Origin of the sequence: Rhodococcus sp. O3 (assembly GCF_048897285.1) — a bacterium.
In the GTDB taxonomy this organism is placed as follows: Bacteria; Actinomycetota; Actinomycetes; order Mycobacteriales; family Mycobacteriaceae; genus Rhodococcus.
The window spans coordinates 1-20,544 of record NZ_JBMBTE010000025.1 but is presented as its reverse complement, the minus strand read 5'-3'; the positions used below and the strand labels follow the sequence as shown (position 1 = coordinate 20,544).

The following is a 20,544-nucleotide window of genomic DNA, read 5'->3' as shown; positions in this document are numbered from 1 at the left end:
CCGACGAGTGACCGGACAGACGCGATACGACGCAGCCGCCCTTCCGCTGCGCGACACCCGGTATCGGGAACTGGAGACGTACCCGGAGTTCGGGACGGTCACCGAGTGGCTGCACGATTACGTGCAGTCGTCGGTGCCCAACCCGAGGATGGGTGAACGCGAGTACTGGGCTGTGGTGTGCCTGCCCTTCACCTCCGAGGCGGACACCGCACAACGGTTGTGCAGCGTGCACGCGGGCGCGTACGAGACCGCGTGCGTGTACGTCGAGACGAGGCCCGACGGACAGCGCCGGCTCGGTGGGTTCGTCACCGTCGACACCACCGTGTTCGAACGCGACGCCGGCACCGGCGTCGGCGGTCTCGAAGCCGCCAACCCCGAGCTGCGGTTCCGTACGCAGCCGACGACGACAACCATCTGGTGGACGGACACGGTGGACAGCAGGGAGCAGTTCGACGCACTGCCGTGGCGGCCCGCCGCCCGGCACCTGGTCACCGAGTTGATGCGTCAGGGCAAGTGCCTCGAGGCGTCCAACCACAGCGCGCAACTCGCCAGGTTCGCGCAGGCGGACTGACTTCCCCCCGGATCCCCCTGCAATCACTGACGGCGGAACGCTGATTCGGCGGGAACCCGGGCCGGTCTCACCGAGACGAGGCCGACGGACGAGCGCACCGGCGATACTCGATGGGTCGTTTCCATCCGACCGGAGGTTGCCATGGACAACGTTCCGCCCGCTGCGCATTCCGGCATCCACGTGCGGCCGACGCTGCGGAAGCAGTGTTGGGGCTTCGTCATCGGATCGGCCTGTTTCGCAATCGGATCCGCACCCGTGCTCGCCGGCCTCCTCGGCACCTCGCGCGCCAACGCCTTCTTCTTCGTCGGAGCGTGGTTCTTCACCGCCGCCGGGCTGATCCAGCTTCTGCGCAGCGGACCGATGACGACGGAGACCGGCGGGGAACCGCTGCTCCGGGCCGAATGGCTGTCGGCTGCCGTGCAGAGCGTAGGGACGGTGCTGTTCAACGTCAGTACCGCTGCCGCCCTGCAGGCCTACGACGTCACCGAGGAGCGGCACTTCGTGTGGCGCCCCGATGCGGCGGGGTCGGTGGCGTTCCTGATCAGCGGTGCGCTGGCGCTCCGCGTGTACCAGGAAGCTGCGCGGACGTGGGCGCCGCGCGGTCGCGACGGCTGGGCCGTGTGGGTGAATCTGGTCGGATGCATCGCGTTCGGGATCTCCGCGGCCGGTGCGTTCATCACCGCCAGCGGCGCCGAGGCGAGCGACTTCTGGGCCAACGCAGGGACATTCGTCGGCGCCCTGTGCTTCCTGATCTCTGCGCTGCTCTCGCTGCCCCGCCGCGATCGGTCCGCTACCGCGGCAGGTTGACGGACCGCGACATCCTCGCGTGCAGTGCCCGGACCATTTCGGTGGCCAGCACCGCGTGCCCGGTCATCGTGAAGTGGATCCGGTCGGCACTGAGCAGTTCCGGTCGCAGTCGCAGCGGGTGCTGCCACAGATCCAGCAGCACCGCGTCGTACTGGGCGGCGAGCGTGCGGACCAGGTCGTTCACCGCCATGACACCGTCGCGGAGTGCGAGCATGTCCTCGCCGACGAACGCGTCGGCCAGGGTGAGCGTGGTGATTGTGGCACCGGTGTCGTGAGCCGCCGCGAACAGCGACTCGAGATTGTCGGCGGTGCGCCTCAGGTCCGGACGGGCGGACCACAGGTCGTTGGAACCGCACGTGATGTGGATCAGGTCCGGTGCGAAGTCCAGCACGGGTGACAGTTGGGCCGCGACCACCTGCCCGCTGGTGGCGCCCATGCGTCCGGTGTTGAGATACGCCAGGTCCGGGTGGGTCGCACGCAGCGCGGCCGCGACCCGATCGGCCCACGGTGAGGTCGCGTACCCGGGGCTGGGATCGCCGATGCCTTCGGCGATCGAGTCGCCCATCACGGCGTACCGCGTCCACGGGGCATCGGCGAGGAGTGCCGCCTGCGTCACCGCGGGCAGGCACATCGGGTCCGTCGCCTCGGTCCAGGGCGACGCAGGGGCGGTTCGAGAGATCGAGTTCGTCATGGCTGAGCCTCCGGTCTCGACTGAAGAAGAGAGTACGATCGTTCGTGCATATGACAGTACGACCGTTCGTCCACTTAGGCAAGACATGAGAGGATGATCCGCGTGACGGAATCCGCATCGACGTCCGACCTGCGACTGCTCAAGGGTGCGCGCACCCGCGCAACGATCACCCGGCACGCGGTGGACGTTGCATCGGTCGAGGGCCTCAACGGGGTGAGCATCGGGCGGCTCGCCACGGACCTCGGCCTCAGCAAGAGCGGGGTCGCGACACTGTTCGGCAGCAAGGAGAACCTGCAGGTAGCCGCCGTCGACGCCGCCCGGGAGGTATTCGTCGAACGGATCGTCCGGCCCGCCCTGCGCGAACCCGCGGGACTTCCGCGACTCCGCGCCCTGATCGACCGGTGGCTCGACTACGCGATCGAACCGGCGTTTCCGGGCGGATGTTTCCGCGCCGCCACACTCGCCGAATTCGACAGCCGCCCCGGACCGGTCCGCGACGCACTCGCCCGCGACCGCCACGACTGGCTGAGTCTGCTGGCCGGCGAATACCGGCACGCGCGCGAGGACGGTACCGTCCCGGATCGCGACCCGGACGAGGTCGCGTTCGAGATCGATGCCGTCCTCGCAGCCACCAACACCGCACTGCGCCTGGACGATCCGCGTGCCGCCGAGACCGCTCGCTCGATCGTCGCGCGAATCCTGGACGCCGATCCGGACTGAACCGGCGTCCGGGAAGGATCCGCGTGCGTTACCGCGCGCGCTCGCCGCGCAGCGCGCGATCGTTACGCGGCTCCAGCAGCGCACCGGCCGCGATCATGATGACCGCCAGACCGAAATGCAGCCAGTTGTCGGCCGTGTTGAGCGGAACGAAGTTCGCGGCGCTGTCCGCGTCGACGATCAGTCCGTAGATCCACAGCACCGCGTAGATCACGCCGCCGCCGACGAGGAAAGCCCTGGAAGCAGGGACAGTGCGCGCCATCGCGAGCCCGGCGACACCGAAGAGCAGGTGCACGATGTTGTGGAGGATCGACACGTTGAACACGCCGAGCAACATCGCCTCGGAGTGATGACCGGCGAAGGTCATGGTGTCGTAGTTCGTCGTGATGCCGGGGATGAACCCGAGAATCCCGACGAGGAGGAACAGTGCCCCTATCACCAGGGCGGCGGCCTGGACAGGTGTTCGCGTCCTGTTGCGGGTTGTGTGCTCGGCCATGACGGTTCCCTTCTTTCGAGTTCTGCCGGCCGGCAGAACCCTCGTGCCTTCGGGCCAGGAGGATCGCTGGCAGGGACGTCCGTGGCCTACCCGTGGGAACAGCCGGGCAAACCTGGCGGGCTGCGACCGGATGTCGGACCCCGGGTGCACCATGGACGAGTGACCGACGCCGTCCTCGACCGCTTCTCCGCGCCCACCCGCGAATGGTTCGCGGGCGCGTTCGCGGCCCCCACTCCCGCCCAGCTCGGGGCGTGGGAGGCGATCTCGTCGGGGCTGCACACCCTGGTCGTCGCACCGACCGGCTCCGGCAAGACCCTCTCGGCGTTCCTGTGGTCGCTCGACCGGCTGGCAGCCGAACCCCGCGACACCCGCACGACGCGGGTTCTGTACGTCTCGCCGCTGAAGGCACTGGCCGTCGACATCGAACGGAACCTGCGCTCTCCCCTGGTGGGGATCACCCAGACAGCGAAGCGCCTCGGGCTCGAACCACCCGAGATCACCGTCGGGGTGCGCTCGGGCGACACCACCCCCGCCGACCGGCGCAAGCTCGTCCAGAAGCCGCCGGACATCCTCATCACCACCCCCGAATCGCTGTTCCTCATGCTCACCTCGGCGGCCCGCAGCACGCTCGCCGGTGTGGAGACGGTGATCGTCGACGAGGTGCACGCGGTCGCCGGAACCAAACGCGGCGCGCACCTCGCGGTCTCCCTCGAACGGCTCGACCTGCTGCTCCCACGCCCGGCGCAACGGATCGGCCTGTCCGCGACGGTGCGCCCCCACGAGGAGGTCGGGCGGTTCCTGACCGGGCAGGCCCCGATCCGCATCGTGGCACCACCCGCGACCAAGACCTGGGATCTCACGGTCCGGGTGCCGGTCGAGGACATGACCGAACTCGGCGTCGAGGCGCCGGAGAGCGAGATCCCGGGCGAGGATCCCTTCCCGGCCACCCCGCAGGCCGGCTCGATCTGGCCGCACGTCGAGGAACAACTCGTCGACCTCATCACCGCCCACCGGTCGACGATCGTGTTCGCGAACTCGAGGCGTCTGGCCGAGCGACTGACGGCACGGCTCAACGAGATTCACGCCGAACGCACCGGCACCACCGTGGACCGGGAACCACGACCGCCCGCGCAGATCGGGGCGCCGACCGAGGTGAGCTACGGTGCCGAACCGCTGCTGGCCCGCGCCCACCACGGCTCGGTGAGCAAGGATCAGCGTGCACTGATCGAGGACGATCTCAAATCGGGCCGGCTCGCGTGCGTCGTCGCGACGTCGAGCCTCGAACTCGGCATCGACATGGGCACCGTGGATCTCGTGATCCAGGTCGAGGCCCCTCCGTCGGTGGCCAGCGGACTGCAACGCGTCGGGCGCGCCGGCCACCAGGTCGGCGAGGTCTCCCGCGGTGTGCTGTTCCCCAAGCACCGCACCGACCTGATCCACTGCGCGGTCACCGTCGAACGAATGGTCGCGGGCCGCATCGAGGCCCTGCAGGTACCGGCGAACCCGCTGGACGTGCTGGCCCAGCAGACCGTGGCCGCGGCGGCGCTCGAACCACTCGACGTCGACGACTGGTTCGAGACCGTGCGCCGCACCGGATCGTTCGCCACACTCCCCCGTTCGGCGTACGAGTCCACTCTGGATCTGCTGGCCGGGCGATACCCCTCGGACGAATTCGCCGAACTGCGACCGCGTCTGGTGTGGGACCGCACCGAAGGCACCCTCACGGGACGTCCGGGAGCGCAGCGTCTCGCGGTCACCTCCGGCGGGACGATTCCCGACCGCGGCCTGTTCACGGTCTACATGGTCGGCGAAAAGGCCACGCGGGTAGGCGAACTCGACGAGGAAATGGTGTACGAGTCGCGGGTCGGCGACGTCTTCGCGCTCGGCGCGACCAGCTGGCGGATCGAGGAGATCACCTTCGACCGCGTGCTGGTCTCCCCCGCCTACGGCCGACCCGGCCGGTTGCCGTTCTGGCACGGCGACGGCCAGGGCCGGCCCGCCGAGCTCGGCGCAGCCCTCGGCGAGTTCGTCCGCGAACTCGGACACGCCACCCGGGAGGACGCCGAAACCCGCTGCAAGGAGAGCGGACTCGACGACAACGCCACCGGGAACCTGATCCGGCTGCTCGACGAACAGCGCACCGCGACCGGGCAGCTGCCGACCGACCGCACCCTCGTGGTCGAACGGTTCCGCGACGAACTCGGCGACTGGCGGCTCGTGTTGCACTCGCCGTTCGGACTGCGGGTGCACGCACCCTGGGCCCTGGCCGTGGGCGCTCGCCTGCAGGAGCGGTTCGGTGTCGAATCGAATCCGACGGCCTCCGACGACGGCATCATCGTGCGACTGCCCGACACCGAGGACGATCCGCCCGGCGCGGAGATCTTCGTCTTCGACCGCGACGAGATCGAGGATCTGGTCACCGAACAGGTCGGCGGGTCGGCCCTGTTCGCGTCCCGGTTCCGGGAGTGCGCGGCCCGCGCCCTGCTGTTGCCACGCCGCAACCCCGGCAAACGCGCACCGCTGTGGCAGCAGCGGCAACGCTCGGCCCAGTTGCTGGACGTGGCACGCCGCTACCCGACGTTCCCGATCCTGCTCGAGACGGTCCGCGAATGCCTGCAGGACGTCTACGACCTGCCCGCCCTGCGGGACCTGTTGGGACGCATCGCCCGACGGCAGATCCGCCTGGTGGACGTCGAGACCGCGACCGCGTCCCCGTTCGCGAGTTCGCTGCTGTTCGACTACGTCGGCGCGTTCCTCTACGAGGGGGACAGTCCCCTCGCCGAACGCCGCGCGGCCGCCCTGTCGCTGGACTCGTCGCTGCTCGCCGAACTGCTCGGGCGCGTCGAATTGCGGGAACTGCTCGACGCCGACGTCATCGTCGCGGCCGAACACGAACTGCAACGGCTGGTTCCGGACCGGCGCGCCCGCGACGCCGAGGGCATCGCGGATCTGCTGCGTCTGCTCGGGCCGCTGACCCTCGCCGAACTGCGGGAGCGCAGCACCGCCGACCCGACGGAATGGATCGCCGATCTGGCCGCCCGGAACCGGGTGCTGGAGGTGTCGTTCGCCGGTCACGTGTGGTGGGTCGCGATCGAGGATGCATCCCGGTTGCGCGACGCCCTCGGTGTGCCGTTGCCGATCGGCGTGCCCACGGCGTTCGTCGAACCGGTCGCCGACCCGCTCGGCGACCTCGTCGGGCGGTACGCCCGCACCCACGGACCGTTCACCACTGCCGAGGCTGCGGCGCGGTTCGGCCTCGGCGCCGCCGTGGTCCAGGACATCCTGCGTCGCCTCGCCGACGAGAAACGCGTCACGACAGGCGAATTCCGGCCCGGCGCGACCGGATCGGAATGGTGCGACACCGAGGTGCTGCGGCGATTGCGTCGCCGTTCCCTCGCGGCCGCACGCCAGGAGGTGGAACCGGTCAGCACCGCGACCCTCGGCCGATTCCTGCCCGCGTGGCACAACATCGGCGGCGGGCTGCGCGGCATCGACGGGGTCGCGGCCGTCGTCGACCAGCTCGCCGGGTTCCCGGTCCCGGCCAGTGCCCTGGAACCGCTCGTGCTCGCGCCCCGGGTGCGGGACTACTCCCCCGCGATGCTGGACGAGCTCACCGCGACCGGAGAGGTGCTGTGGTCGGGCGCCGGCTCGATCTCGGGCAAGGACGGCTGGGTGTGTCTGCACCCGGCCGATGCGGCACCGACCACCCTGGCGCCACCCACCGACATCGAGTTGAACGACACCCACCGGGCGATCCTCGACGCGCTGGCCGGCGGCGGCGGGTTCTTCTTCCGTCAGCTCGCCGACGCGCTGGCCGCACAGGGCCTCGAGGTCGGCGACACGGCAGCCGCGGCGGCGCTGTGGGATCTGGTGTGGGCGGGGCACATCGGCGGCGACACCCTCGCGCCTCTGCGCGCCCTGATCGGCGACACGTCCCGCGCCACCCCGGCGCACCGCGCACCCCGCCGCGCGCCGCGTTCGCGCATGTACCGGGGTCGTCCGGCGCTGCCGTCGCGGACCGGACCACCGACGGTGGGTGGGCGATGGTCGCTGCTACCCGAACCCGAACCGCAGTCGACGGTGCGCGCCCACGCGACCGCCGAACTACTTCTCGAACGGTACGGGGTGGTGACGCGCGGGGTCGTGGCCGGCGAGTCCGTGCCCGGGGGATTCGCCCTGATGTACAAGGTGCTCGCCCGTTTCGAGGAATCGGGCCGTTGCCGCCGCGGCTATTTCGTCGATTCGCTCGGCGGCGCCCAGTTCTCGACGCCCGAGGTCGTGGATCGGCTGCGTTCCTACGGTGAATCCCTCGAGGGTCGCCACGCCGAGACCCCGGCGGTGACGCTCGCGGCGTGCGACCCCGCCAACCCGTACGGCGCGGCGCTGCCGTGGCCGGCGCCGCGCGCCGACGACACGACTCGGCACCGTCCGGGCCGCAAGGCCGGCGGTCTGGTGGTGCTGGTCGACGGGAGGCTGGTGCTGTTCGTCGAGCGCGGCGGCCGCACCCTCCTGACGTTCGACGACGATCCCGGCGCGCTGCGCGTGGCGTGTGCGTCGCTCGCGACCACCGTCAAGCGGGGCAGCGTCGACAAGATCGTGGTGGAGAAGGTCGACGGGCGTTCGATCCACGGGCACGACTTCGCGGCGCTGCTGTCCGAGGCGGGGTTCTCGGCGACACCGCGCGGCTACCGGTTGCGGGCCTGACATGCCCGAGGGCGACACCGTGTTCCGGACCGCGGCGCGTCTGCACGCGGCGCTGTCGGGAAAGACGTTGACGCGATCCGACTTCCGGGTTCCGCGCTACGCCACCGTGGATCTGTCCGGCGCGGAGGTGACCGACACCGTCGCGTACGGCAAGCACATCCTGACGCGGTTGCCCGAATACACGGTGCACACGCACCTGATGATGGACGGCGAATGGCAGATCTACGCCCGCGGCGCCCGCTGGCGCAAACCCGGCTTCCGTGCGCGCCTGGTTCTCGAGACCGCCGATGTGCAGGCGGTGGGTTTCGACCTCGGGATCGTCGAAGTCCTTCCACACGACCGCGAGTCCGACGCCATCGGGCATCTGGGTCCGGATCTGCTCGGCTCGTCGTGGGATCCGGCTCTGGCCGCCGCCAATCTCGCACGCGATCCCGCCCGGCCCATCGGACTGGCGTTGCTCGATCAGCGGGTCCTCGCCGGTGTCGGGAACGTGTACCGCAGCGAATTGTGTTTCCTGCGCGGGGTGCATCCCGCAGTGCCCGTCGCCGACGCCGGCGACCTCGCGGCGTGGGTGGACCTGGCGCATCGACTGCTCGCCGCCAACCGCGACCGCGCCGTACGCATCACCACCGGCGACCGCCGGCCGGGCCGGAACCTGTGGGTGTACGGGCGGGCCGGACGACCGTGCCTTCGCTGTGGCAGCACGGTCGTGTCCGGCACGCTGGGTACCGCGAGCGACCCGGAGCGGGTGTTCTACCACTGCCCGTCCTGTCAGCGAGGCGCGGATCGGTGATCGTGCAGATCAGTGATCGCGCAGGGCCTTGATCAGCTCGCTCTTGCGCTTCGACGAGTATCCGGTGAGCCCGATCTCCTTGGCGCGCTTCTTCAGTTCCGCGACGGTCCAGTCTTCGTACGAACCGGACTTGCCACCCTTGTGCCCCACCGACGACCGTCCGCGTGAGGCGGCGGCATTCGCGATTCGCGCGGCCTTCTCCTTCGAAGCACCGTCCTCGCGAAGCTCTTCGTAGAGTTTCTCGTCCTTGATCGAGGGGTTCGGCATCGCATTCTCCCTTCGTCGGGTGACGGATACCCATCCTCGGGTCCGCGCAACCGCGCCCCCAAGTGCAGGATCACAGATGCAGGATCAACCGCGTCCCGCGCGCTCGACGAGTTCGACGCAGTGCTGCACGAGAGTTTCTCGCGGCACGACGATCGTGCCTTCGAGGTAGCCCATGAACAGGCTGGTCAGTGCCCCGACCAGCCCGACCGCGACCATCTGCCGTTTCTCCGGGTCCTCGATAGGGAGCTGCTCCCGCACGAGTGTCACGAATTGGGGCGCCAGTTCGACGCCGCTGGTGCCGATCGCCGGTTCACGCAACGGCGCCAGCAGCAGTACCCGTCCCATGGCGGGCTGATCGACCATCAACTCGACGAACACGCGCACGGCGGCGTCCGCGCGCTTGTTCGGGGGCGCTCCGGCGACCGCGTCGATCAGTGCCCTGCGCGCGCGGTCGCCGACCTCGTCGTAGACGGCACGGACGAACGTGTCCCGGTCGCCGAAGCTTTCGTAGAAGTACCGTTCGGTGAGTCCGGCGGCGCGGCACACCGCGCGCACGTTCGAGGCCGACCGGTCGACGGCCCCGAGCAGCTCAATTCCCGCCTCCAGGAGGGCCTCGCGTCTCACGCGCCGACGCTCCTCGAGGGCGGTGCCCGCCCAACTGCGGCGCGTTGGTTCCACGGCTCGATCCTGTCGTTGACCCCTGCGCGCCGGAATTCTACTCTGACAACATGCGTAGTCAGAACTCGCCGGTGCCGCTCGGGCCGGATTCGCTCACGTGGAAGTACTTCGGCGGGTGGCGCGGCATGCTGTTCGGGCCGTGGGCCGGGTCGATGCAGAACATGCACCCCGGCCTCGGTGCCGGCGTCGAACAGCATTCGAAGTTCTTCGACGAACGCTGGGAACGCCTGTACCGGTCGCTGTACCCCATCTACGGTGTCGTGTTCGACGGACCCCGTGCCCCCGAGACCGCACGTCAGGTGCGCGGATACCACGACACCATCAAGGGCGTCGACGCCCGCGGCCGCAAGTACCACGCGCTGGACCCCGACACGTTCTACTGGGCACACGCCACGTTCTTCTACAGCCTGGTCGTGTCGATCGAATGGTTCGACGGCCCGCTCTCGCTCGCCGACAAGCACCGACTGTTCGACGAGCACGTGCAGTGGTACCGCCTCTACGGGATGTCGATGCGCCCTGTCCCCGAGTCGTGGGAGACGTTCCTCGAGTACTGGGACCACATGTGCCGGAACGTCCTCGAGGACAACAAGGCCACCCGCGACGTCCTCGACCTGTCGCAGCTCGACCGGCCGCCGTTCCTCCGGTGGTTTCCGGAACCGATCTGGCGGGCCGTGCGTCCGGTCGTCACCCGCGGATTCCTGTGGCTGACCGTCGGCCTCTACGACCAGCCCGTGCGCGACCTGCTCGGCTTCTCGTGGTCACGCCCCGAGGAGCGCCTGCACCGTTCGATCGGCCGGGCGATCGGTCTCGGTACCCGGCTCGTGCCGTGGCGCTATCGCTACCATCCGCGGGCCCGCGCCGGGTGGGACCGTGAAGCCGGTCGGCTCCCGAGCGATGCGCCGCTCGTGCACACCCCGGCACGGAACCTGCCGCCGCTCGACCGCCGCGACCTGCCCATCCACTACAGCCCGACGGTTCCTGTGCACGGAAGCCGTTGACGACCCCTGCGACGACGACCCCGCCGACGACAGAAGCACGCGAACACGGTCGCCGCATGCCACCCTTGTCTGCATGAAGGTCGATGCCCACGCCGTGCTGCACGGTCCCCTGTTCTCGCGGAGTCAGCCCCTCGACCGCAGCAACGCCGCCAGCCGCATCAGTGCCTACATCTACGGCAACATCCTGGTGCTGGCGGCGCTCGTGCCGGTGGTGACCGACCGGCAGTACGTCGGGATCGCGATCGTCCTGGGAACCACGCTGTCGACGTTCGTCGCGCACGTCTTCGCCGAGGCGATCGGGCACAGCGTGCGTGTGGGCACGCCGCTGACCGCCGCCGAACGCTGGGCCGAGGTCCGCAATTCGGTGCCGATCCTCAGCTCGGCGGTGATGCCGTGCGTGATCCTGGCGATCGGATGGATCGGCTGGCTCGAGCCCCGTACCGCACAGCTGCTCGCCGAGATCGCGGTGCTCGTGCGGATCGGCGGGATCGTCTTCGTCATCGGCAGACTCAACGGTAAACGTCCCAGCAAGGGCTGGCTCACGAGTGCCGCGGTCATCATGCTGGTCGCTTTGTCGGTCGTGCTCACGAAGGTCCTGCTCACCCACTGACCGGGGACCGCCGAATGCCGGATCCCGGGCCGTACCGGGACTAGTGTCGGAGCATGACCGCGCCCGCCAACATCACCGCCATCGAGCGCAGCACCTCCCGGCCGTGGGAACAGTGGGTCCGCCGGCTCGACGAACTCGGCGCAGCCGAGCTGGCTCATCGGGACATCGCCCCGCACGTGCAACGTGAACTCGATTCGCTCGGCGTCGCGAACGCGGGATGGTGGGCCCAGTCCGTCACCGTCGCCTACGAACAGCACATCGGCCGGCGCGTTCCCGGCCAGCAGTCGGACGGAACCTTCTCCGCTGCCGCGAGCCGCACCGTCGACGGCTCACCGGACGACGCGCTCGCGGCGTGGACCGCGCTGATCGGCGGCCGCACCCGCCTTGCCGATCGGGATCTCGCCGGCGACCCGACGACCTCCACGACGCCGAAGTGGCGATACTGGCGCTGCACACTCGACGACGGCACCCGCGTCGAGGTCACCATCGGCGAGAGCGGTCCCGGAAGGAGCCGGATCGCGGTGGCCCACAACCGGCTTCCGTCCCCGGATTCCGTGGACGACGCGAAGGCATTCTGGAAGAGCCTGCTCGCCGAGCTGTGAGCGGGCCGCGCGGTGGATCTCGGCCGGCGCGACGGTTCCCGGGTGGTCAGCCCCAGACCGGCACCGGCTCGAGGATCTCTGCGCGGGCCTCGGGTGCCGCCGCGCGCAACGCGTCCGCGGACTCGTCGTCGGGTCGGCTCTGCGACCGGACCTCGGCGTCGACCCTCGCGCGGTACGTGCTGATCTCCCGCTCCACCGTCTCCGTGTCCCAGCCCAGGATCGGGGCGACGAGCCGCGCGACCTGCTCGGCGCAGTGCACCCCGCGGTGCGGATACTCGATGGAGATCCGGGTGCGCCGCGCGAGCAGGTCCTCGAGGTGCAGCGCGCCTTCGGCGGCGGCTCCGTAGACGACCTCGACCTGCAGGTACTGCGGCGCATCGGTGAGAGGTTGCAGCAGTTCGGGTTTGCCGTCGGCGTGGGCGAGCACCTCCTCGACGAGCGAGCCGTACCGGTCGAGCAGGTGCTTGATCCGGTATGGGTGCACCCGGTACCGATCGGCGAGGTGCATCGTCTGGTTCACGAGCGCGAAGTACCCGTCGGCGCCCACCAGCGGCACCCTCTCGGTGATCGACGGCGCGATGCGCGACGGAATGTCCTCGGCGGCCAGATCGACGGCGTCCTCGGCCATGACGCGGTAGGTGGTGTACTTGCCGCCGGCGATCGCCACCAGCCCGGGCGCCACGCGCGCGACCGCGTGCTCGCGGGACAGCTTCGAGGTCTCGTCGCTCTCCCCCGCGAGCAGCGGACGCAGACCCGCGTACACCCCGTCGATGTCCTCGGGGGTGAGCGGGGTGACGAGCACCTCGTTGACGTGGTCGAGGATGTAGTCGATGTCGGCCTTCGTCGCCGCGGGGTGCGCGAGATCGAGATTCCAGTCGGTGTCGGTGGTGCCGATGATCCAGTGGTTGCCCCACGGGATGACGAACAGCACCGACTTCTCGGTGCGCAGGATGATCGCGGAATCGGCGACGATGCGGTCGCGGGGCACCACGATGTGCACGCCCTTCGAGGCGCGCACCCGGAACCGGCCGCGCTGCCGCGACAGCGCCTGGATCTCGTCGGTCCACACACCCGTCGCGTTGATCACCACGTGCGCCTTCACCTCGGTGACGGATCCGTCCTCGGAGTCGCGCACCTGCACACCCGACACCCGGTCCGCTTCCCGCAGGAACCCGACCACCTGCGTCGACGTACGCACGACCGCGCCGTAGTGCGCCGCCGTCCGCGCCACCGTCATCGTGTGCCGGGCGTCGTCGACGACCGTGTCGAAGTAGCGGATCCCGCCGATGAGCGACGACCGCTTGAGACCCGGCGCCATGCGCAGCGCACCCGACCGGGTCAGGTGTTTCTGTGCGGGTACGGACTTCGCCCCGCCCATCCGGTCGTAGAGGAAGATCCCTGCGGCAATGTACGGCCGCTCCCACACCCGGTGGGTGAGCGGGAACAGGAACTCGAGCGGCTTGACCAGGTGCGGGGCGAGCGTCGTCAGCGACAGTTCCCGCTCGCGCAACGCTTCCCGGACCAGACCGAACTCGAGCTGTTCGAGATAACGCAGACCGCCGTGGAACATCTTCGACGACCGGCTCGAGGTGCCCGAGGCGAAATCCCGTGCCTCGACGAGGGCGACCCGCAAGCCGCGGGTCGCGGCGTCCAGTGCGGCACCGGCACCGACGACGCCTCCACCGATGACGACCACATCGAACTGTTCGGAACCCAGTCGCTGCCACGCCTCGCGGCGCTGCTCGGGCCCGAGGATCTGCACACCCGCTTGGTTGGTCACCGCGCCACTCCTGTGCCTCGTCGACGTATCCGGACCCAGGCTAGTAGCTTTCAGGTCGTACCGCTGACCCGGACGCAACCTTCCGACCACCGATTTCGAGCGAGGCCGCCGTGAACCAGTACATCGCCGCGATCGACCAGGGCACCACCTCGAGCCGCTGCATCCTGTTCGACCACGACGGCCGCATCGTCTCGGTCGCGCAGACCGAGCACGAACAGATCTTCCCGCGCTCGGGATGGGTCGAACACGACCCCGAGACGCTGTGGACGAACACCCGCGAGGTCGCGGCACTGGCGCTGGCCAAGGCGGACCTGCCGCGCGGTTCGGTCGTCGCGATCGGCATCACGAATCAGCGTGAGACCGCCGTGGTGTGGGACCGCACCACAGGCAAGCCGGTGTACAACGCGATCGTGTGGCAGGACACCCGCACGGATCGGCTGATCGACGAACTCGCCGGGGACGCCGGCGTCGACCGGTATCGCGAGGCGACGGGACTGCCTCTGTCGACGTACTTTTCGGGCCCGAAGGTGCGCTGGATCCTCGACAACGTCGAAGGCGCCCGGGAGAAGGCGGAGGCCGGCGAGCTGGCGTTCGGCACCGTGGACAGCTGGATCGTGTGGAATCTGACCGGCGGAGTCGGCAACGGCACGCAGGAACCGGGTGTGCACGTCACCGACGTCACCAACGCCTCGCGCACCATGCTGATGAATCTCCGGACACTGCAATGGGATCCGCAGATCTGCGCGGCTTTCGGGATCCCGATGTCGATGCTGCCGCAGATCCGCAGTTCGTCCGAGGTGTACGGCTACGCACGCGAACGCGGTCCGCTCGCGGGGGTTCCGGTCGCGGGCATCCTCGGCGACCAGCAGGCCGCCACCTTCGGACAGGCGTGCCTGTCGCCCGGCGAGGCCAAGAACACCTACGGCACCGGAAACTTCCTGCTGCTCAACACCGGCACCACGCCGGTGCGCAGTGAGCACGGCCTGCTCACGACGGTCTGCTACCGGATCGGTGACGCTCCGGCGGTGTACGCGCTCGAAGGATCCGTCGCGGTGACCGGATCGCTCGTGCAGTGGCTGCGCGACAATCTCGGAATCATCCGCACCGCAGCGGAAATCGAGGACCTCGCCGCGACCGTCCCGGACAACGGCGGCGCCTACTTCGTGCCGGCGTTCTCCGGGCTGTTCGCGCCTCGCTGGCGCCCCGACGCCCGCGGCGTCATCGCGGGTCTGACCCGGTTCGTCAACAAGGGCCACCTGGCACGCGCCGCCCTGGAGGCGACCGCGTACCAGACCCGCGAGGTCATCGAGGCGATGCGCGCGGATTCCGGGGTCGATCTGAGCACACTCAAGGTCGACGGCGGCATGGTCGTCAACCGCACCCTGATGCAGTTCCAGGCCGACATCCTCGGAGTGCCGGTGGTGCGTCCGGTGGTCGCGGAGACCACCGCGCTCGGCGCGGCCTACGCGGCCGGTCTCGCCGTCGGATTCTGGGAGGGCGAGGACGACATCCGCCGCAACTGGGCGGTCGGCGACACCTGGGAGCCCGCCCTCGACGAGGCCGAACGCGAGCGGCTGTACGGCGAGTGGAACAAGGCCGTCGAACGGACCTACGACTGGGCCTGAGCCTGGACCTGGGCCTTCGGGCGGGCGCCCTCGGCGGTCCGTACCGCCGCGCCCAGGCGCCGGACTGCCTCGGCGAGTTCGTCCTCGGCAGAGGTGGCGAAACACAGCCTCACGGAATGCGTGTGGTCGCCGGCCACCGCGAACGCATCACCCGGGACGAAGGCGACACCGAGATCCGCTGCGACAGGGAGCAATTCGGCGGCCGGAACCGCGGTGGGCAGCGACGACCAGGTGAACATGCCGCCGCGCACCGGCGAATACGTCACGTCCGGACCGAATTCGGCCGTCAGAGCGGCGGCCAGTGCGTGCGCACGGGCACCGTAGGTGCCGCGCAGGGTCGTCAGATGGGCGTCGAGCCAGGCGGTGTCGGCGAGCAGATCCGCGGCGATCCGCTGGGTCAGCGACGACCCGCACAGATCCGCGCCCTGCTTGAGCAGTTCCACGGACGCGCACACGTCGCGGTCGGCGAGCAGCCAGCCGACCCGCAGCGCCGGGGCGACGATCTTCGACGCGCTCGACAACCGGATCACCCGGTCCGTGTGGGAGGCGACCGGCGCCGGAGGCGGTGTACCGAACCACAGGTCGCCGTACGGATCGTCCTCGACGACGCGGAATCCGTAGCGGTCGGCGAGGGCCGCGAGGTGCGCCCGCCGCGGCGCCGACAGAACCGCGCCACGCGGATTGTGGAAGGTGGCGACGGTGTGCACGAGCACGGGCCGCGCGCCACGCGCGAGCAGCTCCTCGAGCGCATCGGTGTCGAGACCGTCGTCGTCGACGGGGACGGAGGCGAGGGTGGCCTCGGCGGCCCGGAACACCTGTAGCGCCCCGGTATACGCGGGTTCCTCGACGACGACGAGATCGCCCGGGTCGAGCAGCGCCTGCGCGATCAGGCTCAGGGCCTGCTGCGAACCGTGGGTGACGACGACCTGCTGCGGATCCACCGTGCGGCCGAGTCGGCCGCTCTCGCGGGCGGCGATCACCGTGCGCAGGTCCCCGAGCCCGCAGGTCTCGGTGTACTGGGCGGTCGCGGGATCCGCGAGCGCGGACGCGGCGGCCTCGGCGATCCGCGCGGTGGGCAGCAACTCGGCGGCGGGCAGGCCGCCGGCGAGGCTGATCACCTCGGGCCGGGCCGTGACTTCGAGCAGATCTCGGATGGCGGAACTGGTCAACCCGTCGAGACGGCGGGCTCGGATACGTGTCATGGATACTCCACGAGCAGAGGGGTGGTGAGCGAAGCAGCACCGAGCGTCCGGATCTGCGGGCGGAGGGATGCCGTGACGAGCGGTCGTGGGTACGACCGACCCGGAAAGAGCTTACCTCATCACGGCACCACCATGTGAACACGCCGTCTCACATCGTGAAATGCGCCACCGTAGAACGTGACTCGATCAGTCGAGGTCGTCGTGCCGCATGAGCTGACGCGCCGCCTCCGTGATCGACCCGCTCAGCGACGGGTACACCGAGAAGGTCGCCGCGAGATCGTTGACCGACAGGTTGTTCTGCACGGCGATCGCGATCGGCAGGATCAGCTCCGACGCCGTCGACGCGACCACGACACCACCGATGACCACGCCGGTCGCGGGACGGCAGAAGATCTTCACGAAACCGCGCTTGAGTCCCGCCATCTTCGCGCGCGGATTGGTGTTCAGCGGCAGCATCACGGTCCGCGCCGGGACCTCGCCGTTGTCGATCGCAGCCTGGCTGACACCGACCGTGGCGATCTCCGGACGCGTGAACACCGCGGACGCAACGGTTTTGAGCTTGATGGGGCTCACGCCTTCACCGAGCGCGTGGTACATCGCGATGCGGCCCTGCATCGCCGCGACCGACGCGAGCGGCAGCAGACCGGTGCAGTCACCCGCCGCGTACACGCCCGGCACCGCGGTGCGCGACACGCGGTCGACCGGGATGTAGCCACCGCGATCGAGTTCGAGTCCGATCTTCTCGAGACCGAGACCGGACGTGTTGGGAATCGAACCGACGGTCATGAGGGCGTGGCTGCCCTCGACGATCCGGCCGTCGGCGAGCAGCACGCGCACCCCCTCCTCGGTGCGTTCGACCACGTCCGCGCGGGCGTGCTTGACGAGGGTGACGCCGCGCTCGGCGAACGCGTCCTCGAGCACGAGCGCCGCATCCTCGTCCTCGTGTGGCAGCACGCGGTCACGGCTCGACACCAGGGTGACCTGCACGCCGACTTCGGTGTACGCCGAGACGAACTCGGCGCCGGTGACACCGGACCCGACGACGACCAGGTGCTCGGGCAGCTTGTCGAGATCGTAGAGCTGACGCCAGGTGAGGATGCGCTCGCCGTCCGGCACCGCGCCGGGCAGCACCCGGGGGCTCGCGCCGGTCGCGATGAGAACGACGTCCGCGTCGAGCACCTTCTCGTCACCGGTGAACAGGTTCGCGCGGACCTGGTGGGCCGCCATGCCGACCTCGCGGTCGATGAGTTCGCCGTGGCCCGAGTAGATCGACACACCGGCGGCCTCGAGCTTGGTGCGGATGTCGGCGGACTGGGCACGGGCGAGGCCCTTGACGCGGGCATGGACCTGCGGCAGCGACACGGCGGCGCGTTCGAGCTCGATGCCGAGGTCCGCGGCACGGCGCATGTCGGTGCGCACACCGGTCGACGCGATGAAGGTCTTCGACGGCACACAGTCGAACAGCACACAGGCGCCGCCGACCCCGTCCGAATCGATCAGTGACACCGTCGCGCCGTACTGGGCCGCCACCAGCGCAGCCTCGTAGCCCGCAGGCCCACCGCCGATGATCACGATCCGGGTCATTTTTCTCCTCTGTATCGATTCCGAGATGGTCCTCGGGGCCGGTTTCCGGGCGTGCAGGGTCACCGCTTCGCCCTCATAAACGCTATGCCACCGGGCGCGGGCGGCGCATACGGACGCGCGGACTCGGCGACAAGTGCCCCGAATCCTGCGTCGGGCGGTGACCGATTAGCCTTAGGCACGTGCCGATCTACGCCGCCTACGGGTCCAACATGCATCCGGAGCAGATGTTGCAGCGCTGCCCGCACTCGCCGATGGCGGGCACCGGGTGGTTGCACGGCTGGCGGTTGACGTTCAGCGGCGCCGACCTCGGGTGGGAGGGTGCCCTCGCGACCGTCGTCGAGGACGAGGACTCGAAGGTGTTCGTGGTGCTCTACGACGTCCCGGACGAGGACGAGCGCAGCCTGGACCGCTGGGAGGGCTCCGAACTGGGCGTCCACCGCAAGATCCGGGTGCGTGTGGACACCGCCGACGGGCCGGTTCTCGCGTGGCTGTACGTCGTGGACGCGTACGAGGGCGGCCTGCCGTCCGCGCGCTACCTCGGTGTCATGGCCGATGCCGCGGAAATCGCGGGCGCCCCCTCCGACTACGTGATGGACCTGCGGACCCGCAACAGCCGCAACGTCGGACCCGGCCGGCCCGACGCGTTCTGACCGCCGGGGGTTGCGTCAGGCCGGGGGTTGCATCAGGCCGCGTAGAACGGGACCGGCAGACACACCCGCACCGACACGGCGTCACCGGGGCGCAGGTCGTCGACGTCGCCGCGCAGTGAGCGGATCGTGATGCCCGGTCCGTCGACCCGCACCTCGCTGTGTGCACCACCGAAGGCGATGTCGCGGACCGTGAACGACGACTCCTCCACCGCCGCTTCGACGGCGATCTGCTCGGGTCGCACCAGAATCCGGCCGGGGCCGCGCCCCGGCGCGGTGAGCTGCACCTTTCCGACTGCCGTGTGGGCATGGTCGCCGTCCGCTTCGGCGTCGAGCACGATCGCCTCGCCCACGAACTCCCCCACCGCGACGGAGACGGGGGTCCGGTACACCTCCTCCGGGGTCCCGATCTGGGCGAACCGGCCGTCGAGCATGATCGCGACCCGGTCCGCGATCGCGAGTGCCTCGGTCTGATCGTGCGTCACCAGCACCGACGCGACCTGCTGTTCCCGCAACAGGACACGCACGTCGGCGCGCAGGCTGGACCGCAGTCCGGCGTCGAGCGCGCTGAACGGCTCGTCGAGCAGCACCACCGCCGGTCGCGGTGCGAGCGCCCGGGCCAGCGCGACCCGCTGCTGCTGGCCGCCGGACAACTGGCCGGGCTTCCGCCGGCCCATGCCCGCCAGCCCGATCAGGTCGAGGAGTTCGCCGACGCGACGGGCCCGCGCGCCCCGCTGACGGACCCGCGAGTCCCAGGTGGGTCGGGTCAGGCCGTAGCCGATGTTGCGGGCGACGTCGAGGTGCGGGAACAGCGCGCCCTCCTGCGGGACCAGACCCACGCCGCGGCGCTCGGGTGGCAGGTCCGTCACGGACCTGCCGTCCGCGACGACCCGGCCGGCGCTCGCCGGATGCAGGCCCGCGATCACCCGCAGCAACGTGGTCTTGCCGCCGCCGGACGGGCCGAGCACAGCGAGCAGGTCTCCCCGCGGAACCTCGACGGACACGTCGGTGACGACCTGGGTGCGCCCGTACCGGGCACACACCGCGTCGACGGTCAGTCCGTTCACTCCTCACCACCACTTTCGGCATCGACGCGACCGCGCAGCAGCCGGCCCAGGATCAGCGACGGCAGCGCCGCGATGAGCACGAGGATCACCGCGTACGGCGCTGCCGAACCGTATTCGAGAGTTTCGGTGTGCTTCCACATGCCGGTGGCCAGGGTCTCGTGCCCGATCGGGACGAGCAGCAGCGTCGCGGGCAGTTCCTTCGCGATGGTGAGGAACGCCAGCGCACATCCGGCGACGACCCCCGGTGCGGCGAGCGGGACCGTCACGCGCAGACCCGTGAGGAACCGGCCGCTGCCGAGCGTCGCCGATGCATCCTCGAGGCCGGGCGGGATCGCCGCGACCGCGGCATGGATGGATCCCACGGCGAGGGGCAGGAACAGCACGGCGTAGGCCACGAGCAGCATCGGGGTGTGCTGGTACCACTGCGGCAGCAGCCGGATCCCGAAGAACACGAGTGCCAGGCCGACGGTGATGCCGGGCAGCGCGAAGCCGACGTAGGCGGAGCTCTCGGTGAACCGGGCCAGCGGCGACGTCGAGCGGGCCGCGAACACGCCGACCGGCAGGGCCAGGGCGGTGGTCAGCAACGCGCCGAGCGCGGCGACCCACAGGGTGTAGGTGGTCGCGGTCCAGATGGCGGTCCAGTCGACCGACGCCTGCTGCGATCTCCACAGCCACCGGGCCAGCCCGGCCACCGGGACCCCCACG

General features: G+C 70.0%; 19 protein-coding genes. 10 read left to right on the top strand and 9 right to left on the bottom strand.

The genetic code is table 11. The annotated features are described in order from the left end of the window. The first annotated feature begins 7 nt into the window (after window positions 1-7). Both ACN675_RS10060 and ACN675_RS10055 read left to right on the top strand, forming a co-directional pair. Entirely contained in the window at window positions 8-571 is a 564-nt protein-coding gene (locus tag ACN675_RS10060; protein ID WP_420750725.1) for a hypothetical protein, read from the top strand. A gap of 141 nt (window positions 572-712) precedes the next feature. Further along, a complete protein-coding gene (locus tag ACN675_RS10055; protein ID WP_420750724.1) occupies window positions 713-1,378 on the top strand; it encodes a hypothetical protein in 666 nt (221 codons plus the stop codon). Here ACN675_RS10055 and ACN675_RS10050 read toward each other — a convergent pair. Beyond that, entirely contained in the window at window positions 1,362-2,069 is a 708-nt protein-coding gene (locus ACN675_RS10050) for an SGNH/GDSL hydrolase family protein (protein ID WP_420750723.1), read from the bottom strand. The two genes, ACN675_RS10055 and ACN675_RS10050, sit on opposite strands and share 17 nt — an antisense overlap. A gap of 102 nt (window positions 2,070-2,171) precedes the next feature. Between ACN675_RS10050 and ACN675_RS10045 the strand changes: the two genes are divergently transcribed. Then, window positions 2,172-2,789, top strand: a complete 618-nt coding sequence (locus ACN675_RS10045) for a TetR/AcrR family transcriptional regulator (protein ID WP_420750722.1) — start codon at window positions 2,172-2,174, stop codon at window positions 2,787-2,789. A gap of 28 nt (window positions 2,790-2,817) precedes the next feature. Here the strand turns inward: ACN675_RS10045 and ACN675_RS10040 are convergent, their stop codons facing one another. Then, window positions 2,818-3,282, bottom strand: a complete 465-nt coding sequence (locus tag ACN675_RS10040) for a DUF4383 domain-containing protein (RefSeq protein WP_420750721.1) — start codon at window positions 3,280-3,282, stop codon at window positions 2,818-2,820. Window positions 3,283-3,441: 159 nt separating this feature from the next. On the opposite strand from ACN675_RS10040, the gene ACN675_RS10035 reads away from it, so the two are divergent. Together ACN675_RS10035 and ACN675_RS10030 are read left to right on the top strand one after the other, a co-directional pair. Then, window positions 3,442-7,986 (top strand): ATP-dependent helicase, encoded by a 4,545-nt coding sequence (locus ACN675_RS10035; protein ID WP_420750720.1) that lies wholly within the window; start codon window positions 3,442-3,444, stop codon window positions 7,984-7,986. Between the two features lies 1 nt (window position 7,987). Continuing rightward, window positions 7,988-8,779 (top strand): DNA-formamidopyrimidine glycosylase family protein, encoded by a 792-nt coding sequence (locus ACN675_RS10030; protein ID WP_420750719.1) that lies wholly within the window; start codon window positions 7,988-7,990, stop codon window positions 8,777-8,779. A 9-nt stretch (window positions 8,780-8,788) separates the two neighbouring features. Here the strand turns inward: ACN675_RS10030 and ACN675_RS10025 are convergent, their stop codons facing one another. Beyond that, a complete protein-coding gene (locus ACN675_RS10025; RefSeq protein WP_420750718.1) occupies window positions 8,789-9,046 on the bottom strand; it encodes a DUF7218 family protein in 258 nt (85 codons plus the stop codon). 84 nt (window positions 9,047-9,130) lie between these two features. After that, window positions 9,131-9,724 (bottom strand): TetR/AcrR family transcriptional regulator, encoded by a 594-nt coding sequence (locus ACN675_RS10020; protein WP_420750717.1) that lies wholly within the window; start codon window positions 9,722-9,724, stop codon window positions 9,131-9,133. A gap of 50 nt (window positions 9,725-9,774) precedes the next feature. Between ACN675_RS10020 and ACN675_RS10015 the strand changes: the two genes are divergently transcribed. The 3 genes from ACN675_RS10015 (at window position 9,775) to ACN675_RS10005 (ending at window position 11,934) form a co-directional block, all read left to right on the top strand. Further along, a complete protein-coding gene (locus ACN675_RS10015) occupies window positions 9,775-10,722 on the top strand; it encodes an oxygenase MpaB family protein (RefSeq protein ID WP_420750716.1) in 948 nt (315 codons plus the stop codon). Between the two features lie 73 nt (window positions 10,723-10,795). Continuing rightward, on the top strand, window positions 10,796-11,332 hold the full coding sequence (locus ACN675_RS10010) for a hypothetical protein (RefSeq protein ID WP_420750715.1): 537 nt from the start codon (window positions 10,796-10,798) through the stop codon (window positions 11,330-11,332). Window positions 11,333-11,385: 53 nt separating this feature from the next. Further along, window positions 11,386-11,934 (top strand): hypothetical protein, encoded by a 549-nt coding sequence (locus tag ACN675_RS10005; protein ID WP_420750714.1) that lies wholly within the window; start codon window positions 11,386-11,388, stop codon window positions 11,932-11,934. 46 nt (window positions 11,935-11,980) lie between these two features. On the opposite strand, the gene glpD is transcribed toward ACN675_RS10005, so the two are convergent. Beyond that, a complete protein-coding gene (gene glpD, locus ACN675_RS10000) occupies window positions 11,981-13,714 on the bottom strand; it encodes a glycerol-3-phosphate dehydrogenase (RefSeq protein ID WP_420750713.1) in 1,734 nt (577 codons plus the stop codon). Between the two features lie 110 nt (window positions 13,715-13,824). Here glpD and glpK point away from each other — a divergent pair, with 110 nt between their 5' ends. Beyond that, on the top strand, window positions 13,825-15,339 hold the full coding sequence (gene glpK / locus ACN675_RS09995; RefSeq protein ID WP_420750712.1) for a glycerol kinase GlpK: 1,515 nt from the start codon (window positions 13,825-13,827) through the stop codon (window positions 15,337-15,339). On the opposite strand, the gene ACN675_RS09990 is transcribed toward glpK, so the two are convergent. Next, window positions 15,324-16,541: a PLP-dependent aminotransferase family protein gene (locus tag ACN675_RS09990; RefSeq protein WP_420750711.1), complete on the bottom strand. Its 1,218-nt coding sequence runs from the start codon at window positions 16,539-16,541 to the stop codon at window positions 15,324-15,326. The genes glpK and ACN675_RS09990 overlap by 16 nt on opposite strands. 186 nt (window positions 16,542-16,727) lie before the next feature. Beyond that, window positions 16,728-18,125, bottom strand: a complete 1,398-nt coding sequence (locus ACN675_RS09985) for an NAD(P)H-quinone dehydrogenase (RefSeq protein ID WP_420750710.1) — start codon at window positions 18,123-18,125, stop codon at window positions 16,728-16,730. A gap of 179 nt (window positions 18,126-18,304) precedes the next feature. On the opposite strand from ACN675_RS09985, the gene ACN675_RS09980 reads away from it, so the two are divergent. Next, complete coding sequence (locus ACN675_RS09980; RefSeq protein ID WP_197253847.1) at window positions 18,305-18,775, top strand: gamma-glutamylcyclotransferase; 471 nt, start codon at window positions 18,305-18,307, stop codon at window positions 18,773-18,775. Window positions 18,776-18,807: 32 nt separating this feature from the next. Here the strand turns inward: ACN675_RS09980 and ACN675_RS09975 are convergent, their stop codons facing one another. Further along, a complete protein-coding gene (locus ACN675_RS09975) occupies window positions 18,808-19,839 on the bottom strand; it encodes an ABC transporter ATP-binding protein (RefSeq protein WP_420750709.1) in 1,032 nt (343 codons plus the stop codon). Beyond that, on the bottom strand, window positions 19,836-20,544 hold a 709-nt coding region (locus ACN675_RS09970), incomplete at its 5' end, for an ABC transporter permease (protein ID WP_420750708.1). The genes ACN675_RS09970 and ACN675_RS09975, both read right to left, overlap by 4 nt.

What these genes read in the sequence shown, in the direction of transcription:
- ACN675_RS10055 (WP_420750724.1), top strand. Translation starts at nt 713, where the DNA reads ATGGACAACGTTCCGCCCGCTGCGCATTCCGGCATCCACGTGCGGCCG.
- ACN675_RS10050 (WP_420750723.1), bottom strand. Translation starts at nt 2,069, where the DNA reads ATGACGAACTCGATCTCTCGAACCGCCCCTGCGTCGCCCTGGACCGAG.
- ACN675_RS10040 (WP_420750721.1), bottom strand. Translation starts at nt 3,282, where the DNA reads ATGGCCGAGCACACAACCCGCAACAGGACGCGAACACCTGTCCAGGCC.
- ACN675_RS10030 (WP_420750719.1), top strand. Translation starts at nt 7,988, where the DNA reads ATGCCCGAGGGCGACACCGTGTTCCGGACCGCGGCGCGTCTGCACGCG.
- ACN675_RS10025 (WP_420750718.1), bottom strand. Translation starts at nt 9,046, where the DNA reads ATGCCGAACCCCTCGATCAAGGACGAGAAACTCTACGAAGAGCTTCGC.
- ACN675_RS10015 (WP_420750716.1), top strand. Translation starts at nt 9,775, where the DNA reads ATGCGTAGTCAGAACTCGCCGGTGCCGCTCGGGCCGGATTCGCTCACG.
- ACN675_RS10010 (WP_420750715.1), top strand. Translation starts at nt 10,796, where the DNA reads ATGAAGGTCGATGCCCACGCCGTGCTGCACGGTCCCCTGTTCTCGCGG.
- ACN675_RS10005 (WP_420750714.1), top strand. Translation starts at nt 11,386, where the DNA reads ATGACCGCGCCCGCCAACATCACCGCCATCGAGCGCAGCACCTCCCGG.
- ACN675_RS09990 (WP_420750711.1), bottom strand. Translation starts at nt 16,541, where the DNA reads ATGACACGTATCCGAGCCCGCCGTCTCGACGGGTTGACCAGTTCCGCC.
- ACN675_RS09985 (WP_420750710.1), bottom strand. Translation starts at nt 18,125, where the DNA reads ATGACCCGGATCGTGATCATCGGCGGTGGGCCTGCGGGCTACGAGGCT.